The 20,290-nt window shown below is 38.1% G+C and carries 14 protein-coding genes; 9 read left to right on the top strand and 5 right to left on the bottom strand.

The annotated features are described in order from the left end of the window. Nucleotides 1-66: 66 nt before the first annotated feature. The gene (locus A9Y75_RS11240) at nt 67-951 is read right to left on the bottom strand and encodes a M23 family metallopeptidase (protein ID WP_071189616.1); all 885 of its coding nucleotides are present in this window, start codon (nt 949-951) and stop codon (nt 67-69) included. A gap of 174 nt (nt 952-1,125) precedes the next feature. On the opposite strand from A9Y75_RS11240, the gene A9Y75_RS11235 reads away from it, so the two are divergent. Continuing rightward, a complete protein-coding gene (locus A9Y75_RS11235; protein ID WP_071189615.1) occupies nt 1,126-2,331 on the top strand; it encodes an HhoA/HhoB/HtrA family serine endopeptidase in 1,206 nt (401 codons plus the stop codon). A gap of 40 nt (nt 2,332-2,371) precedes the next feature. Here A9Y75_RS11235 and A9Y75_RS11230 read toward each other — a convergent pair whose 3' ends face one another. Beyond that, the gene (locus A9Y75_RS11230; protein WP_071189614.1) at nt 2,372-2,716 is read right to left on the bottom strand and encodes a DUF760 domain-containing protein; all 345 of its coding nucleotides are present in this window, start codon (nt 2,714-2,716) and stop codon (nt 2,372-2,374) included. Nucleotides 2,717-3,273: 557 nt separating this feature from the next. Here A9Y75_RS11230 and A9Y75_RS11225 point away from each other — a divergent pair. The 4 genes from A9Y75_RS11225 (at nt 3,274) to A9Y75_RS11210 (ending at nt 10,501) form a co-directional block, all read left to right on the top strand. Beyond that, nucleotides 3,274-4,320: a response regulator gene (locus A9Y75_RS11225; RefSeq protein WP_071189613.1), complete on the top strand. Its 1,047-nt coding sequence runs from the start codon at nt 3,274-3,276 to the stop codon at nt 4,318-4,320. 317 nt (nt 4,321-4,637) lie between these two features. Beyond that, nucleotides 4,638-5,135, top strand: coding sequence for a chemotaxis protein CheW (locus A9Y75_RS11220; protein ID WP_071189612.1), 498 nt, complete (start codon nt 4,638-4,640; stop codon nt 5,133-5,135). A gap of 61 nt (nt 5,136-5,196) precedes the next feature. After that, nucleotides 5,197-7,449 carry a methyl-accepting chemotaxis protein gene (locus tag A9Y75_RS11215; protein WP_071189611.1) on the top strand — a complete coding sequence of 751 codons (2,253 nt, stop codon included), beginning with the start codon at nt 5,197-5,199 and terminating at the stop codon, nt 7,447-7,449. Between the two features lie 82 nt (nt 7,450-7,531). Next, nucleotides 7,532-10,501 (top strand): hybrid sensor histidine kinase/response regulator, encoded by a 2,970-nt coding sequence (locus A9Y75_RS11210; RefSeq protein ID WP_071189610.1) that lies wholly within the window; start codon nt 7,532-7,534, stop codon nt 10,499-10,501. 140 nt (nt 10,502-10,641) lie between these two features. On the opposite strand, the gene A9Y75_RS11205 is transcribed toward A9Y75_RS11210, so the two are convergent. After that, nucleotides 10,642-11,424 carry a DUF4231 domain-containing protein gene (locus tag A9Y75_RS11205; protein WP_071189609.1) on the bottom strand — a complete coding sequence of 261 codons (783 nt, stop codon included), beginning with the start codon at nt 11,422-11,424 and terminating at the stop codon, nt 10,642-10,644. A gap of 459 nt (nt 11,425-11,883) precedes the next feature. Here A9Y75_RS11205 and A9Y75_RS11200 point away from each other — a divergent pair, with 459 nt between their 5' ends. Together A9Y75_RS11200 and A9Y75_RS11195 are read left to right on the top strand one after the other, a co-directional pair. Continuing rightward, on the top strand, nt 11,884-12,783 hold the full coding sequence (locus tag A9Y75_RS11200; protein WP_071189608.1) for a DUF2382 domain-containing protein: 900 nt from the start codon (nt 11,884-11,886) through the stop codon (nt 12,781-12,783). A 154-nt stretch (nt 12,784-12,937) separates the two neighbouring features. Continuing rightward, nucleotides 12,938-13,468 (top strand): DUF2382 domain-containing protein, encoded by a 531-nt coding sequence (locus tag A9Y75_RS11195; protein WP_071189607.1) that lies wholly within the window; start codon nt 12,938-12,940, stop codon nt 13,466-13,468. Nucleotides 13,469-13,540: 72 nt separating this feature from the next. On the opposite strand, the gene A9Y75_RS11190 is transcribed toward A9Y75_RS11195, so the two are convergent. Next, nucleotides 13,541-14,785, bottom strand: a complete 1,245-nt coding sequence (locus tag A9Y75_RS11190; protein ID WP_236721371.1) for an MFS transporter — start codon at nt 14,783-14,785, stop codon at nt 13,541-13,543. Between the two features lie 24 nt (nt 14,786-14,809). Here A9Y75_RS11190 and A9Y75_RS11185 point away from each other — a divergent pair, with 24 nt between their 5' ends. Together A9Y75_RS11185 and pabB are read left to right on the top strand one after the other, a co-directional pair. Then, nucleotides 14,810-15,733: an ion channel gene (locus tag A9Y75_RS11185; protein WP_071189606.1), complete on the top strand. Its 924-nt coding sequence runs from the start codon at nt 14,810-14,812 to the stop codon at nt 15,731-15,733. A 54-nt stretch (nt 15,734-15,787) separates the two neighbouring features. Then, entirely contained in the window at nt 15,788-17,920 is a 2,133-nt protein-coding gene (gene pabB / locus A9Y75_RS11180; RefSeq protein ID WP_071189605.1) for an aminodeoxychorismate synthase component I, read from the top strand. Nucleotides 17,921-17,995: 75 nt separating this feature from the next. On the opposite strand, the gene recQ is transcribed toward pabB, so the two are convergent. Beyond that, nucleotides 17,996-20,161, bottom strand: coding sequence for a DNA helicase RecQ (gene recQ, locus A9Y75_RS11175; RefSeq protein ID WP_071189604.1), 2,166 nt, complete (start codon nt 20,159-20,161; stop codon nt 17,996-17,998). Nucleotides 20,162-20,290 lie beyond the last annotated feature (129 nt).

Genomic DNA, 20,290 nt, shown 5'->3' with positions numbered 1-20,290 from the left:
TTACTCAGCAAATCTCAGCGTCCCTCTGCGTTTACCTCAGCGTCCCTCTGCGTTTTAAAAAAATCCTCATTTTGTGAAATACTCTTTTGGATTTTTAGCTTCCCAACCCAGGGAACCATTAGAACGCATTTCAAAATGTAGATGAGGTTCTCTAGAAGTCGGTTGTCCTGTAGCTCCTACAGTTCCCAGTAAGTCACCTGTTTTGACATTTTGACCCAAAGTGACATTTATCGTCTCCAGTTGGGCGTAACGGCTTTGATATCCGCCCAGGTGATTAATAATTACCAACTTGCCATAACTATTTTGGTCTTTAGCAAATACTACAATACCTGGAGCGATCGCTTCCACAGGAGTACCCACTGGTGCTACCAAATCGACACCACTATGAAAAAAAACTTCCTTGGTTATAGGGTTGATTTGCCAGCCATAAGCTAAAGCTACAGTTGTTTCACTCGATAAGGGATAGCCGGCTATTGTTGCAGATGGAGCAGTTTGTGCAGGGGAAGCAGCAATAATACGATTAGAAGATCCAGTTACGCCCGGAACAACTGGCACAAAAACAACTCTAGGATTTTGTTGACAACCATTAATCTCAAACAGAGTATCTGGGCGGATTTTGTACTTTGTAGCAACTTGTCGCCAAGTTTGAGTGGGGGGTACTTCCACGACAATCCCATTGAAGGGAGGAATCTGAAGTTCAGTACCAACCCTCACAGTTCCGTTTTTGATAAATGGATTCATGCCGATAATTGTTGCTGGCATGAGCTTGTAACCCTGGGCTATGCCCTCTAAAGTCTCACCACCTGAAACTTGGTGGCGTTGAATGCGAGATAGGGCAGGAGTTGAACAACTTGGTGCAGCATTGGCGCTTTGTGGTTGTGGCATTGTGGATATTAGCCCCAACGCACTAACTAAGCTATACAAAAACATTGAACGATAGGGAAAAGTCATGTCAACAAGTTCAGAGAGCGCTAATTCTAGATTTTAGTTGGGGAATCTTAAAGATAGGATATTTTTTTGGCTGGATTGGAAATTATCTCCCCTGCCCTCTTTCTTTTTTTTGTGACTACACTTAGAAATAAGTAACTGTCTTGCGGTGAGAGCAATTATTCTTAATAAATAAATATGAATTTATCTGTGAAGCAACTAGCCGTTTATCTGTTTTTAGTAGTAATGGGTAGTGGTTTTGGTGTATTTGGTAGTCGATATCTTTTGCCACACAATGCATCATTTCAAGAGTTTAAAAATGTCACAGCGACTTTACCTCCAGAAGCTGTTATGCCTGATTCTGCCCAAGGAGTGGGGAATTCAATTGGCGGCGACAATGTAAATTTTATTGCCACTGCTGTGAAGAAAGTAGGGCCAGCAGTTGTCCGAATTAATGCGACTCGCAAAGTGGCAAATCCGATTTCCGAAGCTTTTAAAAATCCTGTATGGCGGCGTTTTTTTGGGGAGGATGAAAAACCCATTCCCGAAGAAAGAATTGAGCGAGGTACTGGCTCAGGATTTATTTTGAGCGAAAATGGGGAATTAATAACCAATGCTCATGTAGTAGCCGAGACAGATACTGTACAAGTTACCCTCAAAGATGGTCGGACTTTTGAGGGGAAAGTAGTGGGAGTTGATACTGTAACAGATGTAGCAGTGGTGAAAATTCCGGCTGATAAATTGCCGACAGTGAAGTTAGGTAATTCACAAAACTTAATTCCTGGTCAATGGGCGATCGCTATTGGCAATCCTTTAGGTTTAGATAATACTGTTACTATCGGCATTATCAGCGCCACAGATCGCACCAGCGCCCAAGTCGGTGTTCCTGATAAACGCGTTAGTTTTATCCAAACTGATGCCGCCATTAACCCTGGAAACTCTGGCGGACCGCTCTTAAATGCCCAAGGTGAAGTTATCGGCGTTAATACTGCTATCCGCGCCGATGCCCAAGGACTTGGTTTCGCTATTCCCATAGAAACCGCCGCCCGTATTGCTAATGAGCTATTTACCAAAGGCAAAGCAGATCATCCCTTTTTGGGAATTGAAATGACAGACCTTTCTCCTGCCAAAAAACAGCAGCTGAATCAGATCAACAAACTCAACATTCAGCCAGATGTCGGTGTTGTCATTAAGGAAGTTTTGAAAAATTCTCCAGCACAAAAAGCAGGATTACTTCCCGGAGACGTGATTCAAAAAATAAACGGTAAAGCCGTGAAAATTACAGCCCAAGTACAGAAGATTGTTGAGTCAAGTACAGTAGGTGACATTCTGGAAATCGAAGTCAACCGCCAGGGAAAAACTCAAACCTTCAAAGTGCTATCAGGAACTTATCCACCGCAGTAATTAATAGTACAGACGTGATGAATCGCGCCTGTACTATTGACTATTGATTAGACAAATGCTCTAATTGCATTCGTTGTTCCATTTGGCGCAAGAAATACCCGGTCATCATTGCTGATGCTAACAGCCCTGCTAGGTTATCCCGGTCTGTAGTAATTTGCACGTTAAAACTCTCTCCTGGGAGCATTCCCACTAGCCCTTGGACATTTTGGGAAATGATTTGTTTAATTTCTGGGCTGACAGACTGGGCTACACGGGCTAGGACTTCGGGAGACTGATGCTGCAAATATTTGAGTAACTGATTCGGATTTTCCCCAAAGTGATCGTTCAAAAGCTGATTAGGGTGTTGCTCAGAGTTGTCATTCAAAAAGTCAGGATCAAACACCATTGGCAATTTTTTTTAGCTTAGTTGCTAATTCTACTCTAAACCATAGTCAAGGGATAGTGCATTCTAATAAAGTTGCAACGCACTTGATACTAATTCTGTATGATATATAGCTGGCGTGGTGTAGCCATAGATACGCCATTCGTTAAGACCAAGGTAGGATTTGGATTCAGGGTGATGGGGCTGAGATGACAAGTTGAGATCAAAAAAGCCTTTCCATATACTGTATAAGCAAGCAGCAAAGAAAGGCTACAGACACTATACTGGCTTGAAAGTGGTCAATAACATTGTTATTGTTGAGTTTTACCATAAACCAGAACATCAAATTTTGTATTGAGGATGACAAAGTATTTGATGTTTTATACTTGACTTTAATTGTGAAGCATCTGCTGTGGCAATCCTCAATTATTCGTGAATAAATCTGTTGCTGATTCCTAGCTTGTCTATTTTCTGTATCAGTAAGACTATAGCAATGCTAAAATCCTACATCACCAATCAGATAGGAATGCTATGTGCAAATTCAAATCACAAGTATTGAATTTAGCTAAAGTAAAAGCAAAATGATGACAACGACTCTAGGTAGCTACAGGTTGTTTCAGAAACTACATCCACTGTCCCTGTTGGCACAACTCAGCACTCGACGAGTGACAGGATGTTTAAATGTATTGACTAATACAGTTTCTTGGTCAATTTATTTACAAGAAGGTAAATTAACTTATGCTACTTATTCCGTTAAAGTTTTTGAGCGTCTTGAAAGTCACTTACAACGTTTAAATCAGCAACTTCCTACTTTTGACAGTGCAACTTATGAACAAATGGGGCTGATTTCCTCAGCCCAGAATGAAACTCAGTTCATAGCAAATGCAGATTATCATGCTATTTGCTGGTTAGTTAAACAAAACCATATTACTTCTGCACAAGCTGGAATGCTGATAGAAGAATTAGCGAAAGAAGTGCTGGAATCATTTCTTTGTTTAAAAGAAGGTAACTATAAACTTAATTCTGATCATTCTTGGGATCAACTACCAAAGTTCTGTCATTTAGATTTGCAATTAATTGTAGAACATTGTCAAAAGCAGTTACGCTATCGCCAGAATATCAAGCCAGTAATGTTATCTCCTAGCAGTTCACCAACTCAGACATTACCTGAAAACCAGCTTGAGGAAAAATCAGCAAAATCACCAAAAGTATCGCTTTATGAGCAGAAAAATCCCAAAAATTCGCAGTCGTCTCTGAGTAAAAACTATTATACAATTGCCTGTATAGATGATAGTCAAGCAGTTTTGAATTCTCTCAGGCATTTTTTGGATGAACAAACATTTGCAGTAGTCTTGATTAATGACCCAATTAAAGCTTTAATGCAAATTATCAGAAGTAAACCTGATTTAATTTTGTTAGATGTCGAAATGCCAAATTTAGATGGTTATGAACTCTGCTCATTATTACGTAGGCATTCGGCATTTAAAAATACACCCATTATTATGGTAACTGGCAGAACAGGCTTTATTGACAAAGCAAAAGCTAAAATCGTTAGGTCATCAGGCTATTTAACCAAACCTTTTACCAGAGCCGATTTACTAATAATGGTGTCTAAGCACATCGGCTAATTGAGTAATTGCCAGTCACATAGACAAATTATTAATATAGCAGATTGCAGATCAATGAGGTACAGAATCAAAATTGAAACCTAGACAGCAAGCCAGTTTTACTCCTGACTCCTGTACGGGCGTATTGCAATACGCCCCTACTGACTCCTGAATTCTGCTGTACTGGCAATGGAGATTTTGATAAAATTTATCATGGAGTTTAAATTTACTGATGATAATTTTGATTATTTGCTATAAATCCGGCCAATAAAATGATATTAATAATTCCAGATGCCATCAAGAAGTTCAACATCTTCAATATTTAACCAATTCAATATATGGCAAATCCCAAAGTAACCCTGTATTATCAACCGATCCAAAGCTCCTTGGGAGACAGCTATCTTAAATTTCAATTGAATCAACAAACTACGGCTGTTTTATCAATTAATCATACCCAAGAGGCAATTATTATTCCAGTTGAATCTGTAACGGCGATGCCGAATATGCCTGCCTATATTTTAGGATTGATGAATTGGCGCAGTCGGATTATTTGGGTAATTGATCTGCCCAAAATGTTTAATTTAGAATGCCTAGATCATCGACTTCGACAGTATAACATAATTGTAATCAAGGTAGAATCCTTGCTTTTAGGCTTAGTTGTACAAGAAATTAAAGGTACAACTAAATTGATGGCTGACGATATTCATTCTCCTGTGGGACAAGTGGCATCTAGTCTAGTTCCTTATCTATGCGGCTGCGTAGAGCAAAAAGAAGAAACTTTACTTGTATTAGATGCAGAGAATATTGTAAATTATGCCAATCCTCAAAGTGATTAAATGATTAAAAAAAAGGCTGTTTACGGGTATTTTTATTTAATAACGCCAAGGGAATTATTTCATGTTTAATAAAATTAAGACTGCTCAAAGTGGTGATACTAAAAATAAAGCATCTCTGATGACATCACCAAAAGTCACTGGTACTAAAATCGATATCGCCAATAAGTCTGATGCTCAAAAAACTCACAATTATTCTGGCAATTATGCAGTTAAATATTTGCAGCAACTTAAATTAAACACCAAAGCCCTATTTTTTGCCCTTGCTATCGGTACATTACCAGTAATGGGAATGGGAATAATCGCCTATAGCTTTGGTAGCAAATCGATTACTAAACAAATTATCATCAATCAAGAAACTGAAGTGAACAACTTCAGCGATACTATTAATAGTTTTATGTTGGCAAGGTATGGAGATATTCAAATACTCTCTAGTCAGCCATTTTTGACAAATGAGCAAGTTGGCAAAAGCACTCTTATTCCCCAAAAACAGGAAGTATTAAACCGGTTTATTACAGCCTATAAAGCTTATGACAGTGTGGCGGTATTAGATTTAAATGGGCGAGTTATTCTGCAAAATAAAGGTAAATCTATAGGACAGGAAAGAAACCAAAAATATTTTCAAGAAGTTTTGCAAAAAAATGCTATTGTTATTAGTCAACCAGAAAAATTAGAAAATATCGGTTTAGTAATTTATATAGCTGCACCAGTTAAAGAAGGAGCCACGGGAAAAACTATCGCTATAGTGCGAACTCGGATGCCTTTAAAACTGTTAGAAGAGTCCATTAAAAATTACATAACCAATAGTAATAAATATTATTTATTTGATGCTTCAGGAAAAATATTTCTCAGTCCCAAGTCAGATTTATTAGGGCAAGAGGCTACAGTAATATATCCTAGTTTAGCAAACCTGCTGACTAGGCAAAATGTCAATGATTTAACAGAAGTGCAGACAATTAATCAAAAGCCAGAAATAATCAGTTATGTGCCATTGAGAAAAATAGCAGGTTTACCGGAACTCAACTGGCAGATAATCATGGCTAAAGATGCCGCAATTGCTATTGAGCCGCAAAGACAATTTCTGATTTTTATTGCTAATAGAACAGCATTGATAGCATTATTCATGACATTACTCGCAGCTTGGTTAGCCAAGAGAATGACAAAGCCAAATTTAGATAAATCTGCGGTAGTAGCAATTCGGGCTGAAGAAGAGATCAAAATTCCTGTGGAGATTACCAGAGAAAATGACTTACCAGTTTCTGTGAAAGAGTTGGAAATTAAAGCTAATAAAGAATCTACTTCAGAACAGGAATGGCAACAGAAAGACACAATACATTTGCAACTTTTGAAGTTACTTACCGAAGTAGAAAGTGCTGCCAAGGGAGATTTAACAGTACAAGCTGATGTCACCGCTGGAGAAGTTGGTACTGTTGCCAATGCGTTTAACTCTATTGTCGAAAAGCTGCGGGATATTGTCACCCAAGTCAAACAGGCTGCTGTACAAGTGAATACAGCCCTTGGCTCGAATCAAGATGCTATCCAACATTTAGCAGAAGAAGCAATGACACAAGCTGCTGAAATTAATCGCACCTTAGCAGCAGTTGAGCAAATGACAGGTTCCATGCAAGCTGTAGCTGAGGGCGCTCAACAAGTTACTGCTATTGCTCATCATGCTAACCACACCGCGGCCAAGAGTGGAAAAGCGATGGATTTGACAGTGCAGAATATTCTATCTTTGCAAGAAACAGTGGGTGAAACTGCTAAGAAAGTCAGGCATTTGGGAGAATCTTCCCAACAAATTTCCCGCGTGGTGTCTTTAATTAACCAAATTGCCATGCAAACTAATTTGTTGGCGATTAATGCCGGAATTGAAGCGGCGCGGGCTGGGGAAGAAGGTCAAGGTTTTGCTGTAGTTGCGGAAGAAGTCGGGGAATTAGCGGCTCGGAGTGCGGCGGCTACCCAAGAAATTGAGCAAATTGTCGAGAAAATTCAACGAGAAACTAATGAAGTGGTGAAGGCAATGGAAATAGGAACTATCCAGGTAGTTGAAAGTACCCAAATTGTCGAAGATGCCAAACAAAGTTTGAGTGAAATTTTAGATGTATCGCAGCAAATAGATACTTTAGTACAGTCAATTTCTACAGCTACGGTTTCTCAGGTACAAACATCGCAAGTTGTGAGCCAATTGATGAAAGATATTGCTGCTATTTCCCAACACACCAGCGATTCTTCTCACCAAGTTTCTGAATCTCTCCAAAAAACTGTGGAAATTTCCCAGCATTTACAACAGACTGTCGAGACTTTCAAAGTCAATTGAGTCAGTCATTAATTACCAGTGGTATCAATTCCTAAATTGTCACTTAAAAATCCAAAATTGAATAACTGAGGACTAATGATTTATGACCAATGATAAAGAACTGGAAATCCAGATGCAGTTTCTGGAAGAAGCAACTGATTATCTCAACACATTAGAAACTATATTGCTAGAAATCGACACTAGTAAACATATTGATTTAGATAAGATCAATGCTGCCATGCGAGCCGCTCATTCTATTAAAGGTGGCGCGGCGATGATGGGGTTTCGGGTGTTAAGTGATTTGGCTCATCGCTTGGAAGATTCTTTTAAGGTTTTAAAAACTAGTAAAAATTCCCTAGAAATTGACACTCATTTACAGAGTTTATTGTTATCTGGCGTGGACTGGTTGCGGCAAATTGTGGACTTGTTATCACAGAGAAAATCTCTAGATGATAAGTGGTTAAAAACCTTTTGCTATCCGATTTTTGATGAATTACATCAGCGTTTGGGTGATCCCGCTCCTGAGGATATTACAACCATGCTATCTCCAGAAGATGGGCAAGGAATTATCCCTTTACTGTTTGAAACCGAGGTGGAAGAGTATTTGCAGCGCCTAGAATCGATGTTAGCAAATAGTTCTCAACTGGAGTTACACCAAGAAGTGGGGATCATGGCTACGGAGTTGGGTGGATTGGGAGAAATGCTTCAGTTAAGCGCTTTTACCCAACTTTGTGAGTCAGTCAACCATCATTTAGAAACTGCTCCAGAGCGCTTTTTGGAAATTGCCCAGTTAGCTTTGCAAGCATGGCGAAGATCGCAAGCTTTAGTGTTGACAAATCAACGAAATAGCTTACCAAGAGATATTCATCTGGGTGCAGTCAGGGATATCCAAGAGCAGGTTTCTACCTCAGCAATAGTTCCAATCGATAAAAATTCATCGGTGGCAGAGACGCTGATTACAGATTTTGAATCAATAGAGTTACCTCCAGAAATTAATGCTGTTGAGTTTCCTGAACCAAACATAGCATTTACTCAAGAAATACCATCTTTAGATTATAAACAAATTGAACGCAAAGGCGATGTTGTCAATGTTTCTAAAGATAAAGAAAGCCATGAAAATACAGTTCGAGTTCCTAGTAAGCAACTAGAGGAAATTAATGATTTATTTGGAGAAATAATTATCCAGCGAAATGGGCTAAATTTACAACTAGAAAGATTACGTAAATTAGTTTTTAGTCTCAGCCAAAGAGTGCAAATTCTTGATCAAGAAAATCAAGAAGTGCGTTTAGCATATGAAAAAATTATTACGGAAACTTCGTCATCTGCATCAAAAGAGTTGGAAGCCAATCACCAAAAACTGGAGAGAGAGTCAGGTGTTAATGGTTTAGAAATGGAGCGCTATCAAAAATTAAACCTGCTATCTCAGGAGGTGATGGAAACTATTGTTCAGGTAGCAGAAGTTACGAGTGATATTCAACTCAGTGTTGATGATACAGATCAAATTGCACGGAAGCTAAATAAGACATCCAAGCAAGCCCAGAGAAAGTTAACACAAGTGCGGATGCGTCCTTTATCTGATTTGGTAGATCGTTTTCCTAGAGCAATTCGTGATTTAAATGTTGAGTATGGTAAAAATGTCCAGTTAAATATTGAAGGTGGGAAAACTTTAATTGAACGTAGCATTTTAGAGGCTTTGAATGAGCCTTTGATGCATTTGTTACGTAATGCTTTTGATCATGGAATTGAAGATCCGGCTACTCGTCGTGCTAAAGGGAAGCCAGAACAAGGATTAATTGAAATTAAAGGCTATCATCGTAGCGATCGCACTTTTATTAGTATGCGTGATGATGGCAGAGGCATTTCTCTAGAAAAAATTCGCCAACGCGCTTTAACGATGGGTTTGGATACGGCGTTAATAGCTGGTGCTAGTGATGAAGAACTACTATCACTAATTTTTGAGCCTGGGTTTACAACTTCTGATCAAGTCACGGCTTTATCTGGCCGTGGTGTGGGAATGGATGTGGTTCGCAATAACCTGTCACTGGTACGGGGTGATATTAAAGTTGATACACAGCCAGGAATTGGCACGATTTTTACTTTATCAGTACCCTTTACACTGTCAGTCGCCAGAGTGTTACTAGTAGAGATTGATACAGGCAGCGGGCGACACCAACGCATGGTTTTGGCATTTCCTACAGATGTGGTTGCAGAAATATTTTTACTGCAAAACGATCAGGTTTTCTCTATGGATGGTGGGGAATTTCTTAACTGGCAAGATACTATGTTACCTTTAATGCGTCTAGGTAATTACTTTGAGTTTAATTGTTCCCACTACAATAGTTTAGATATAGAAAGTCCCACAGGAATTAATGCCAGTAGCGTGTTAATAGTCAAAAATGATCATCAACCAGTGGCTGTGCAAGTAGACCGCTGCTGGGGTGAACAAGAAGTAGCAATTCGCCAAGTTGAAGGAAATAGACCTTTACCCGACGGTTTTAGCAACTGTACAATTCTCGGTGATGGTCGGGTAGTACCACTAGTAAATACTAACGAGTTAGTATCTTGGATTACAACTAATCAACGCCCCCACAGAAGTAATAAATTACCTACAACTAGATTAAAAACAGCTTTTCTCAAACCACAAAAAGATAGACCCATCACTAGACCCGCTCACCAGAAAGGCATGATTTTGATTGTCGATGACTCAATTAATGTCCGCCGTTACTTAGCTTTAACTTTAGAAAAGGGAGGGTATCAAGTTGAACAGGCTAAAGATGGTCAAGATGCTTGGGAAAAGTTAGAAAGTGGCTTAAAAGTCCAAGCTGTAATTTGTGATATTGAAATGCCGCGTCTTGATGGTTATAGCTTTTTAGATCGTGTCAAATCGAACACTGATTTAAAAAATATTCCTGTAGCTATGTTGACTTCTCGTAGTAGTAATAAACATCGCCAAATGGCAATGCAATTAGGGGCGCGAGCTTATTTTTCTAAACCTTATAATGAGCAAGATTTGTTGAGAACTCTGGAAGATATGATTGTGAGGATGGCGGAAACGACTTCATCTAATAATTGAAATCTAAATCTAAATCTAAATCTAAATCTAATAATCAAAATGAATCTCCTTCCGCGTCCCCACATCTGTGCATTGGTATCAACCTGAAAGGATAATGGTATTATCCAAATCACACTAATTTACAGCCAATTTCCAGCGTGTTATTCGCTTTTAGTGGTATCAGAACTGGATTGTTCAGTAGCGCCTTGCTCCTTCTTATCCTTTTGCTGTTCAGTAGCTTGTTGCACTTGTTGCAAGTGAATGTTATTGACTTGGGTAATAAATTGTTCTACAGATTGACTTATGCGTTGTTGTTGTTCAGATTCATCAGTGACATCATAACAACGATAAGCTGGTGTAATTCCCAAGATAAACTTTTCTTGTTCTGCTTCTAATAACTCAACAATTGTATTAGCAGCAACCGCATTCTTCTGAAAAGGAAAAGAAGTGACTATACTGGCGACAATAGAAGCAAGAGCCGGACAGATTACTGGCAGCCACTTGAGCCAAGCTTGTCCTGCTTCTAATTTATCTACCAACACTAAAATTGGTGTAACACCGGATAAAACAACGGTGGAAATTTGCAAAACGTAGTAAAGATTTCTAGCCCAATTTCTAACTTTTTTATAATCATTAATTAAATCTTGACAATACTCTAAAGCTTTAGCCCTAGCAGGAATGATTGTATTGTTTTCCAAGGAATTACTACTAGTTAATAAAGAAGTGTAAATTTCTGCCTTTTTTTCCAAATCACTCTTTTGTGCTTCCTTCTGAGCATTGTTAACTGAGCTTCTGTTGAGTAGAAATAGGAAAATCGCAATAGCTAAAGCTGCTGAACCAGCTACTACATATTCTTGATTACTAGAATCGAAATAAATGATGATAGTCGCACTGATAAAAACAGCCGCTAATAAATAATCAATCAGCTTTAAGAACAATAACATTTTTCCACCTGGTTAAGAAAATGGTTTCGGATTAGACGTACAGGGAATTTTCGACTGGATACTCACAATTGGATGCTTTTCCGGTATTGTTTCCCTGATACCCCCTTGAAAATTAGTTGAAAAGCCTGAAAAAAGGTCATTTTCACAAGCAAAAAACCATATTACACTAAAGTAGCATTCAATACAAGTTTGTTAAGATGATTTAATCTGCTTTTTTAATTTTTAATTATTAATTTTTAATTATTAATTTTTAATTCCGCCCTGCGATACTAGTCAAACAATAATCTCCCTATCTCTGTTGTTACCCATTATTCCCAATGATAATTTGTTAATTAAATGTCCTATTACTTTTGATAAAAATAGCTTAATTCAATTCAGTCGGTAGAGAGAGGAGAAAAATTGAGTAAAAAATTACTATAGACATTAAGGATTTCTATAAGATTTTTGAGGAGAAATATAATGGTTCTTTACAAATTACAAGAGTTTGATCCTGATTATAGCAATACCTTTGAAGGTAAAGATATTAAAGGATTCGCAGTTTACACCGAAGGAACTGACGAAAAAATCGGTAATGTTAATGACGTTTTAGTTGACGATGAAGGTCATTTTCGCTATTTAGTAGTTGACTTAGGGTTCTGGATTTTCGGTAAGAAAGTCTTACTACCCATTGGTCGCACTCGCATCGAATATAATACTGATCGTGTATACGCCATTGCTTTAACAAGAGAGCAAGCGGAAAATTTACCAGAGTACAACGAACGTCTAACGACAGATTACGACTACGAAGAACGGGTACGGGGAGTATATCGCAATCCTGAGTATCGCACCGCTCCTGTAGAATCATCAGTACCTGTAGAATCATCAATACCTGTCGAATCATCACCAGGAGTAGCAACAACAACTACATCAACTTATAACCGCGATACTTACAACTATGAACATGAGCCTGATTTGTTCAACTTAAATGAGCAAAATCATCAGACTCTGAGATTGTATGAAGAAAGGCTTATCGCTAATAAACAGCGCCGCAAAATGGGCGAAGTCACAGTTGGTAAGCACGTAGAAACTGACACAGCAAGAGTATCAATACCAGTGGAAAGAGAACACGTTATCATTGAACGTGTCACACCAGATGATGCTGGTAGAACTGTTTCTTCTAGTGAAGCTAACTTCCGGGAAGGTGAAGTTACTCGCATGGAAATTTATGAAGAAACGCCGGAAGTTCGCAAAGAAGCATTTGTCCGAGAAGAAGTTAGAGTTAAAAAAGTCGTAGACAGAGATAACGTTGAAAGTCAAGAAACTGTACGTCGTGAAGAGCTAGATGTAAATTCTCCTAATCTACCGATTCAAGAACGATAAATAGTTTTGAAAAAATGACAATAGTTTTCCTCAGTCTAGCTGTAAGGCTGAGGTTACACTAAGTTAGCCCGCTCAGGCGGGCTAAATAATTTCGTTGAAAAAAAGAAGTCATCAATCGGCTGACATTAACATAGAACCATGATAAATAAAGTATATGCCTGAATATTTAAGCTCGGAAACAATAAACGACCATAAGCTAGAAACAAATACCTCTGTCAATTTAGAATATTCAGCAGTGGTTGAGGAAAAAATTATCTCTCTTCTAGAAGAAAAATTGGTTGTTAATAATCACAAACAGAAAGTAGGAGAGGTTATTGTTCGTAAAGTAATTGAAACTCACATGATACAAGTTCCTGTCCGCCGGGAAAAGTTGATTGTTGAACAAGTTAGTCCAGAGCATAAACAACTAGCAGAAATTGATTTAAGTCAAGGTGAAATTTCCGGTGTAGAGTTAACCATAGGAGAAATACCGCAATTTACAAATTTTGACAGTAATTTCATGGTCAGTGGTGAGTTGAGTTCCCCAAAAATTGCTAGTTTACTTTTAAATGCGATCGCTCTGGAACAAAATCATGGATGCCAGAAAATAAAATTGGCAATTATCCTAGAAAATGAGTCCCAACAGCAAAAGTATCAAGAATGGTTTAACCGCTGTTCTCACAGTCAACAACCAAAGTTTTCATAAAAGTTTTCATAAAAGTTTTCATAGTAGTTATTTTTAGGGTGGGCATTGCCCACCTTTTTTATGAATTATCAATTACCCATGACTAGGTGTATATCTTCTCCGATTATATATTGCAAAAACTAAAACAAAAAATGTTAAAAATCCTGCTAAATATAAAGGATAGCCATAGGTAATGGGATGAGATTGTTTGACAATAACTCCAGCAATTACAGGGCCAAGACCATTAGAAATACTTAAATAAGATGCATTTAAACCCAATGCAGTTCCCTGATCTTGTGGTTGAGCATTGAGAGAAATTAACGTGCTAATCATCGGTTGGACTAAAGAATTAAATATTGAAAACATAATACTGACAATCACAAAATAAGTAATATTAGGAAAAATTGGCATCAAAGCAAATGAAAAACTCCGAAAAAACAACCCTAAAAATAATATTTTAACAACATCAATTTTCTTACTCATCACAGAAACTCCCCAGGTTTGCATAATCACAGCTAAGATGCCAAATAATAAAAACAACAATGTTAAAGACTTACTATTTTGACCTAAAACTTGAATAAAGTAAGGTTGAAAAGCATAGGTAAACATCGTAAAAGTTGTTCCCGTTAAAAAATTAATGAAGAGCAAAATACCCACTCCCGGCATTGCTAAACCTTTAATTAAATTTCCTAAGCCTAAATCAAAAATGTTCTTAGATTTGGTAGCTTGATTTTGGAGAGTTTCAGGTAAGAAGAAGATTGTCACTAACAAAGCGACAAACGCAACTGCACCAGAAACTAAAAAAGCAGCCCCCAAAGAAAACTGTTGTGCTAACAAGCTAGTAGCTGGCCCTAAGACAAAGCCTAAACCCATTGCAGCCCCATAAATTCCAAACGCTTGAGCGCGATTTTTTGGGCTGGTGATATCAGAAATTACTGCTTGGGCAACAGAAGCATTACCACCGGTGATACCATCTAAAAATCTGGCGAAAAAAAGCAGTCCCGCAGTTGTTGCAGTTCCAGCTATGGAGTTAGCGATGACTGTTCCCGCTAAACTGATGATTAGTAAAGGCTTACGTCCAAAACGGTCGGACAATTTACCAATCACAGGAGTTGCGAAAAACTGAGCGATAGAGTAAACGGAAAATAATAAACTCGTTTGGAAATCGCTCAGACCAAATTGTTTGCCATAAAGATAGATAATGGGAATTAAAATTGTAAAACTCAGGGAGTTCACAAAGGCAATTAAAGCAATAATCCAAAAATTGCGATTCATCAGGAATAAATAACTATCAGGTTTGTGCTTTATAGCTGCATTCATATCTAGCCATACTACCATTCATCATGCTTTTGGTTACTCCCCATGAAATTTCGATTGCAGAGACAGTCCAGGAAGCAAAAAAAAGGTATAATCCCGCGAGTTCATATCAAGATCCACAATGGACAATTTGAGATCATGGGTATGGGTGCATGGCATTCTTATTGGCGTGATCCTTATCATTTGCTCCTCACGATTCCCTGGCTTGGTTTCTTGCTTCTAGCTTGTATTTTTTATGTGGTTATTAATGCTTTTTTTGCCTTTGCCTACTTGCTAGGAGGAGATTGTATAGCTAATGCTCAACCAGGTTCTTTTTCAGATGCCTTTTTCTTCAGTGTGCAAACATTGGCATCTATTGGCTACGGTGCAATGTATCCAAAAACAACGTATGCCAATATCATTGTCACTATTGAAGCAATGATTGGTGTGGTGGGAATTGCGGTGATGACAGGATTAGCCTTTGCTCGTTTCTCTCGACCAACTGCCCGTGTAATATTTAGTCGTGTAGCTGTGATCACACTCCATGAAGGAGTCCCCACCCTGATATTTCGTACCGCTAACCAGCGCCGGAATATGATTTTAGAAGCACAGATGCGGATGTATTTAATGCGTGACGAAATCACAGTCGAAGGATATTCCATGCGGCGAATTTATGATCTCAAACTTTTACGCAATCAGACACCTAATTTCTCTTTATCCTGGCTAGTAATGCATATTATTGATGAGTCTAGCCCTCTCTATGGCATGACGGCAGAATTACTAACTCACACCAATACTTTATTGATGGTTTCTGTTAGTGGTATTGATGAAACTGTGGCACAGATTGTTCATGCTCGTCATAGTTATGGTGCTAATGAGATTTTATGGAATAGTAGATTTGTTGATATTATGCACCACACGCCTGATGGAAATCGCTATGTTGACTATAACCATTTTCATGATGTCTTACCTGTAGATGAAGTGAGTTAATTTTTCCTGATAAAGACGCAATTTACCAACAGAAGATACAAAGGGGATTTTTGAGTGCAAACACTGATTATTGATAACTACGATTCTTATACATTTAATCTATATCAGCTGATTGCCGAAGTAAATGGACAGCCTCCTATTGTAATTCATAATGATCAAATTGATTGGGACGAATTAAGGCAACTAAAATTTGATAATATAGTAATTTCTCCTGGTCCCGGTCGTCCAGAAAAATCTCAAGACTTCGGCATTTGTCAGCAGGTAATCCAAAATATAAATGTCCCCTTACTTGGTGTTTGTCTTGGTCATCAAGGACTAGGTTATTTATATGGTGCTAAGGTGATTCATGCACCCGAAGTTAGACATGGAAGATTGAGCAAAATTTATCATAATAGCTTGGAGTTATTTCAGGGAATTCCTAAAAGTTTCTCTGTGGTACGTTATCATTCATTGATTATTTCTGAAGATTTACCAAGTTGTCTAGAAAAAACTGCTTGGACTGAAGAAGGAATTGTAATGGGTTTACGTCATCGTCATTTACCATTTTGGGGTGTGCAGTTTCATCCTGAATCAATTTGCACTGAATATGGTAAAAATATTCTTGAAAACTTTAAAAAAATTACTTTACAATTTTATCAACAACAATTAATTTCTGATCACCCAAGACAATTTAAAGATAATTCTCTAATTTCAACTAGCTATCCTGCTCAAGATTTAAAGCAGCAATTTACTGTTTTGAGTCAAAAACTAGATATCTACCCTGATGCAGAACAGGTATTTGTGCATTTGTTTGGAAAAGAAAAAAATGCCTTTTGGCTTGATAGTAGCAGAGTTGAACCTGGTCTAGCTCGCTTCTCTTTTATGGGTGCTGGAAGTGGTTTAAATAGTCAGGTGGTGGAGTACTGTACCCAAGGTCAGGAATTAACGATTACGCAATCAGGTAAAGTCACACATCGTATAGAAAGTATTTTTGATTATCTTAAAAAAGAACTTGAGAAAAGATCCTGCAATTCTGATGATTTACCTTTTGATTTCAATTGCGGATTTGTTGGTTATTTCGGTTATGAGCTGAAGGCAGAATGTGGCTCAAAATTAATTCATTCTTCATCTCTTCCTGATGCAATTTTTATCTTAGCTGACCAAATTATTGTATTTGATCACCAAGAAAAAACAACTTATCTTTTATGTCTGACGAAAAAAGATGAATTCCATTTAGCAGAAGTTTGGTTTGAGTCAACAAAACAACAACTTCGTAAACTACCACCGTTACCGCCAATTTTTCCCCAAAGTCAGGAGTCTGTGATCTTCCGATTAAGTCGTGATTACAAAAATTATATAGATGATATTAAAGAATGTTTACAAGAAATTTATGAAGGGGAAAGTTATCAAGTCTGCTTGACTAATAAATTGTATACAAAAACTATTCCTGAACCACTTGCATTTTATCGGACTTTACGCCGAATTAATCCTGCACCTTATTCAGCTTTTCTGCGTTTTGGTGATATTGCTGTTGCTTGTTCTTCTCCAGAAAGATTCTTACGAATTGATTCTCAAGGCTGGGTAGAAACTAAGCCTATTAAGGGAACTCTGGCTAGGGGAAAAACTCCTGAAGAAGATTTTATTTTGCGGGAAATTTTGCGTAATAGCGAAAAAGACCGCGCTGAAAATTTGATGATTGTCGATTTGTTACGCAATGATTTAGGTCGAGTTTGCGAAGTTGGTAGTATTCATGTTCCTCACTTAATGGATGTGGAAACCTATGCGACTGTACATCAACTTGTATCTACTATTCGCGGTCGTTTGCGTCCAAATATGGGAGCAACTGACTGTATCCGCATGGCTTTTCCTGGCGGTTCCATGACTGGTGCGCCAAAAATTAGAACTATGCAAATTATTGATAGATTAGAGCCAGAGGCACGGGGGATTTATTCTGGTGCAATTGGGTTTTTGGCGCTCAATGGTGCAGCTGATTTGAATATTGTGATTCGCGCTGCACTCATAACTCCCCATGAAACCTCTATCGGTGTGGGAGGTGGTATTGTGGCTTTATCTGAGCCGCCAGCGGAATTTGCAGAGATACTCCTAAAAGCACAGGCTTTAATACAAGCTTTACTAATCACTGTTCACGGAGAGTTTAACCCAAACCTCCTCGTCCTAAAGTCCGAGGATTTCTTAAGTATTCAATAATTCATGCAATGCTTATTCTCAGACTAAAAATATCAGCGATCGCACCATATATGCTAAAATTAAATAGCAATAAAGTTACTTAAGTTTTTCTCGTCTCCACTTTCCTCGCACTAAGCGAATTTCATCAAAACTATAGCTTTCACCTAAATAATCCCGAATGGGTGTCAGGGCAATATCGCCGAGGACTTCTAGAACTTGCCAAATTTTTTGTTGATGTTCTAGAGTTACTAATTGACTTAAATCTACAGGTTGATTTTTCTCAATTAAATCTGCCAAATGACGGATAATTGTGGTAGGGCGAATATTGCGTTTTTGAGCAATTTCTTCAATACTAAAACCCTGCTGATATAACTGAAGTGTTGTTAATTCTGTATCAGAAGGAAAGTTATTAACCTGTGAGTAATTTACTTGATTAGCTGTTGATGGCTGTAAACCTTGTTCTTGACGATAGGCTTGAATTTCTGCCAAAAATTTATCGCCATATTCGGCTAATTTGTGACTACCTACCCCAGAAAGTTCGCCAAATTCATATAAAGTTCTGGGCTGTACTTGCGCCATTAATTTCAAGGTAGAATCATGAAAGATGACGTAAGGTGGGACAGATTGTTCATCAGCGATGTGTTTACGAAGCGATCGCAATCTGTGCATCAGAATTTCTACCTCTGCGGCTTTGATATTTCCCCTGTTGAAGGAAATTTTCTGCGCTACAGGAACCACAATGGAGACTGGACGCTGTTTTCGCATTACTTCCCAACTAAGGGCGTTAAGCTTCAAAACCGAGTAACCATCAGCGGTTTGCTCTAGTATACCTTGATGTAAGAGCGATCGCCCTAACATCCGCCACTCATCTACAGTCTTATCTTTCCCAATCCCGTAAGTAGACAGTTGATCATGTCCGTTGAGGGCAATTTTTTGGCTTTTTGCACCCCGCAACACCTCAATAATATAAAGCATTCCATATCTTTCTTTACACCGTGCCACACAAGATAAAAACTTCATAGCTTCAATTGTCCAATCTTGCACAGGTTTGGGATAGCGACAATTATCACAATTTCCGCAATTTCCAGGAAATCTTTCACCAAAGTAACCTAATTGAATTGTGCGTCTACAGTCTGTACCTTCTGCATAATCAATGACTTGACGTAATTGTTGTTTAGCAATTAATTGTTCTTGTGGATCTGGTTTTTGATTAATACTCCATTCAATAGTTTTAATATCACCATAATTGAAAAACAGTGTACATCTAGAAGGTTCATCATCTCTCCCAGCCCTACCTGATTCTTGATAATAACTTTCTAAATTTCGGGGTAAATCAGAATGAATTACAAACCGCACATCAGGTTTATTAATGCCCATACCAAAGGCAATTGTCGCTACCATTACCCTCACATCATCCCGAATAAACCGAGTTTGATTTTTTGCTCTTTCTTCATCACTTAATCCAGCATGATAAGGTAAAGCTGAAACTTTATCATTTTGTAATTTTAAAGTTATTTCATCAACTTTTTTCCGAGTTAAACAATAGATAATTCCTGAACCTTCATTTTCTCTAACTATTTCTAATAATTCAGCATAAGCGCGGTTACTTTTAGCACGAACTTCATAATAAAGATTTTGGCGGTTAAAACTAGCAATGTGAATACTGGGTTTTTTTAATCCTAATTGTTCAATAATATCAGCCCGGACTCTATCTGTAGCGGTAGCAGTCAGCGCAACAGTAGGCACATCAGGATAGCGTTTCCTTAATAATCTTAATTGTCGATATTCTGGGCGAAAATCATGTCCCCATTCTGAGACACAATGGGCTTCATCAATAGCAAATGTAGAAATCCCGACTTTTTCTTTAACTACATCTAAAAGCGGGAGAAATCGGTCACTAATCAGGCGTTCTGGGGCGACATAAAGTAATTTTACTTTACCATTCATAATCGCTTCTTCACGAGAGCGAACTTTATAGGCGTTGAGACTACTATTCAGAAATGTGGCAGAAATGTTGTTATTTCGCAGTGCTTCCACTTGATCTTGCATCAAAGCTATCAACGGTGACACCACCACTGTTAAACCTGGTTTTAAGAGTGCGGGTAATTGAAAGCACAGAGATTTACCCCCACCTGTGGGCATTATTACCATTAAATCACGATTTTGCAGCGCATCTTCGATAATTTGCCTTTGTCCAGGGCGAAATTGATCATAACCAAAATGATGTTTTAAGGCTTTTTCTAAGTGAGGATACTGAAGCATGGTAAATATCTGTGCAGATAATGCTTGTATTGATAGGGGTTGAGATTGTTAACTAGTTTTAACTTAACAGAAGAATGCCTGATACAGCAGATTGCAGATCAATGAGGTACAGAATCAAGATTGAAACCT

It is taken from the genome of Trichormus sp. NMC-1, from assembly GCF_001858025.1.
In the GTDB taxonomy this organism is placed as follows: Bacteria; Cyanobacteriota; Cyanobacteriia; order Cyanobacteriales; family Nostocaceae; genus Anabaena.
This window is presented reverse-complemented; position numbering and strand designations above follow the sequence as displayed.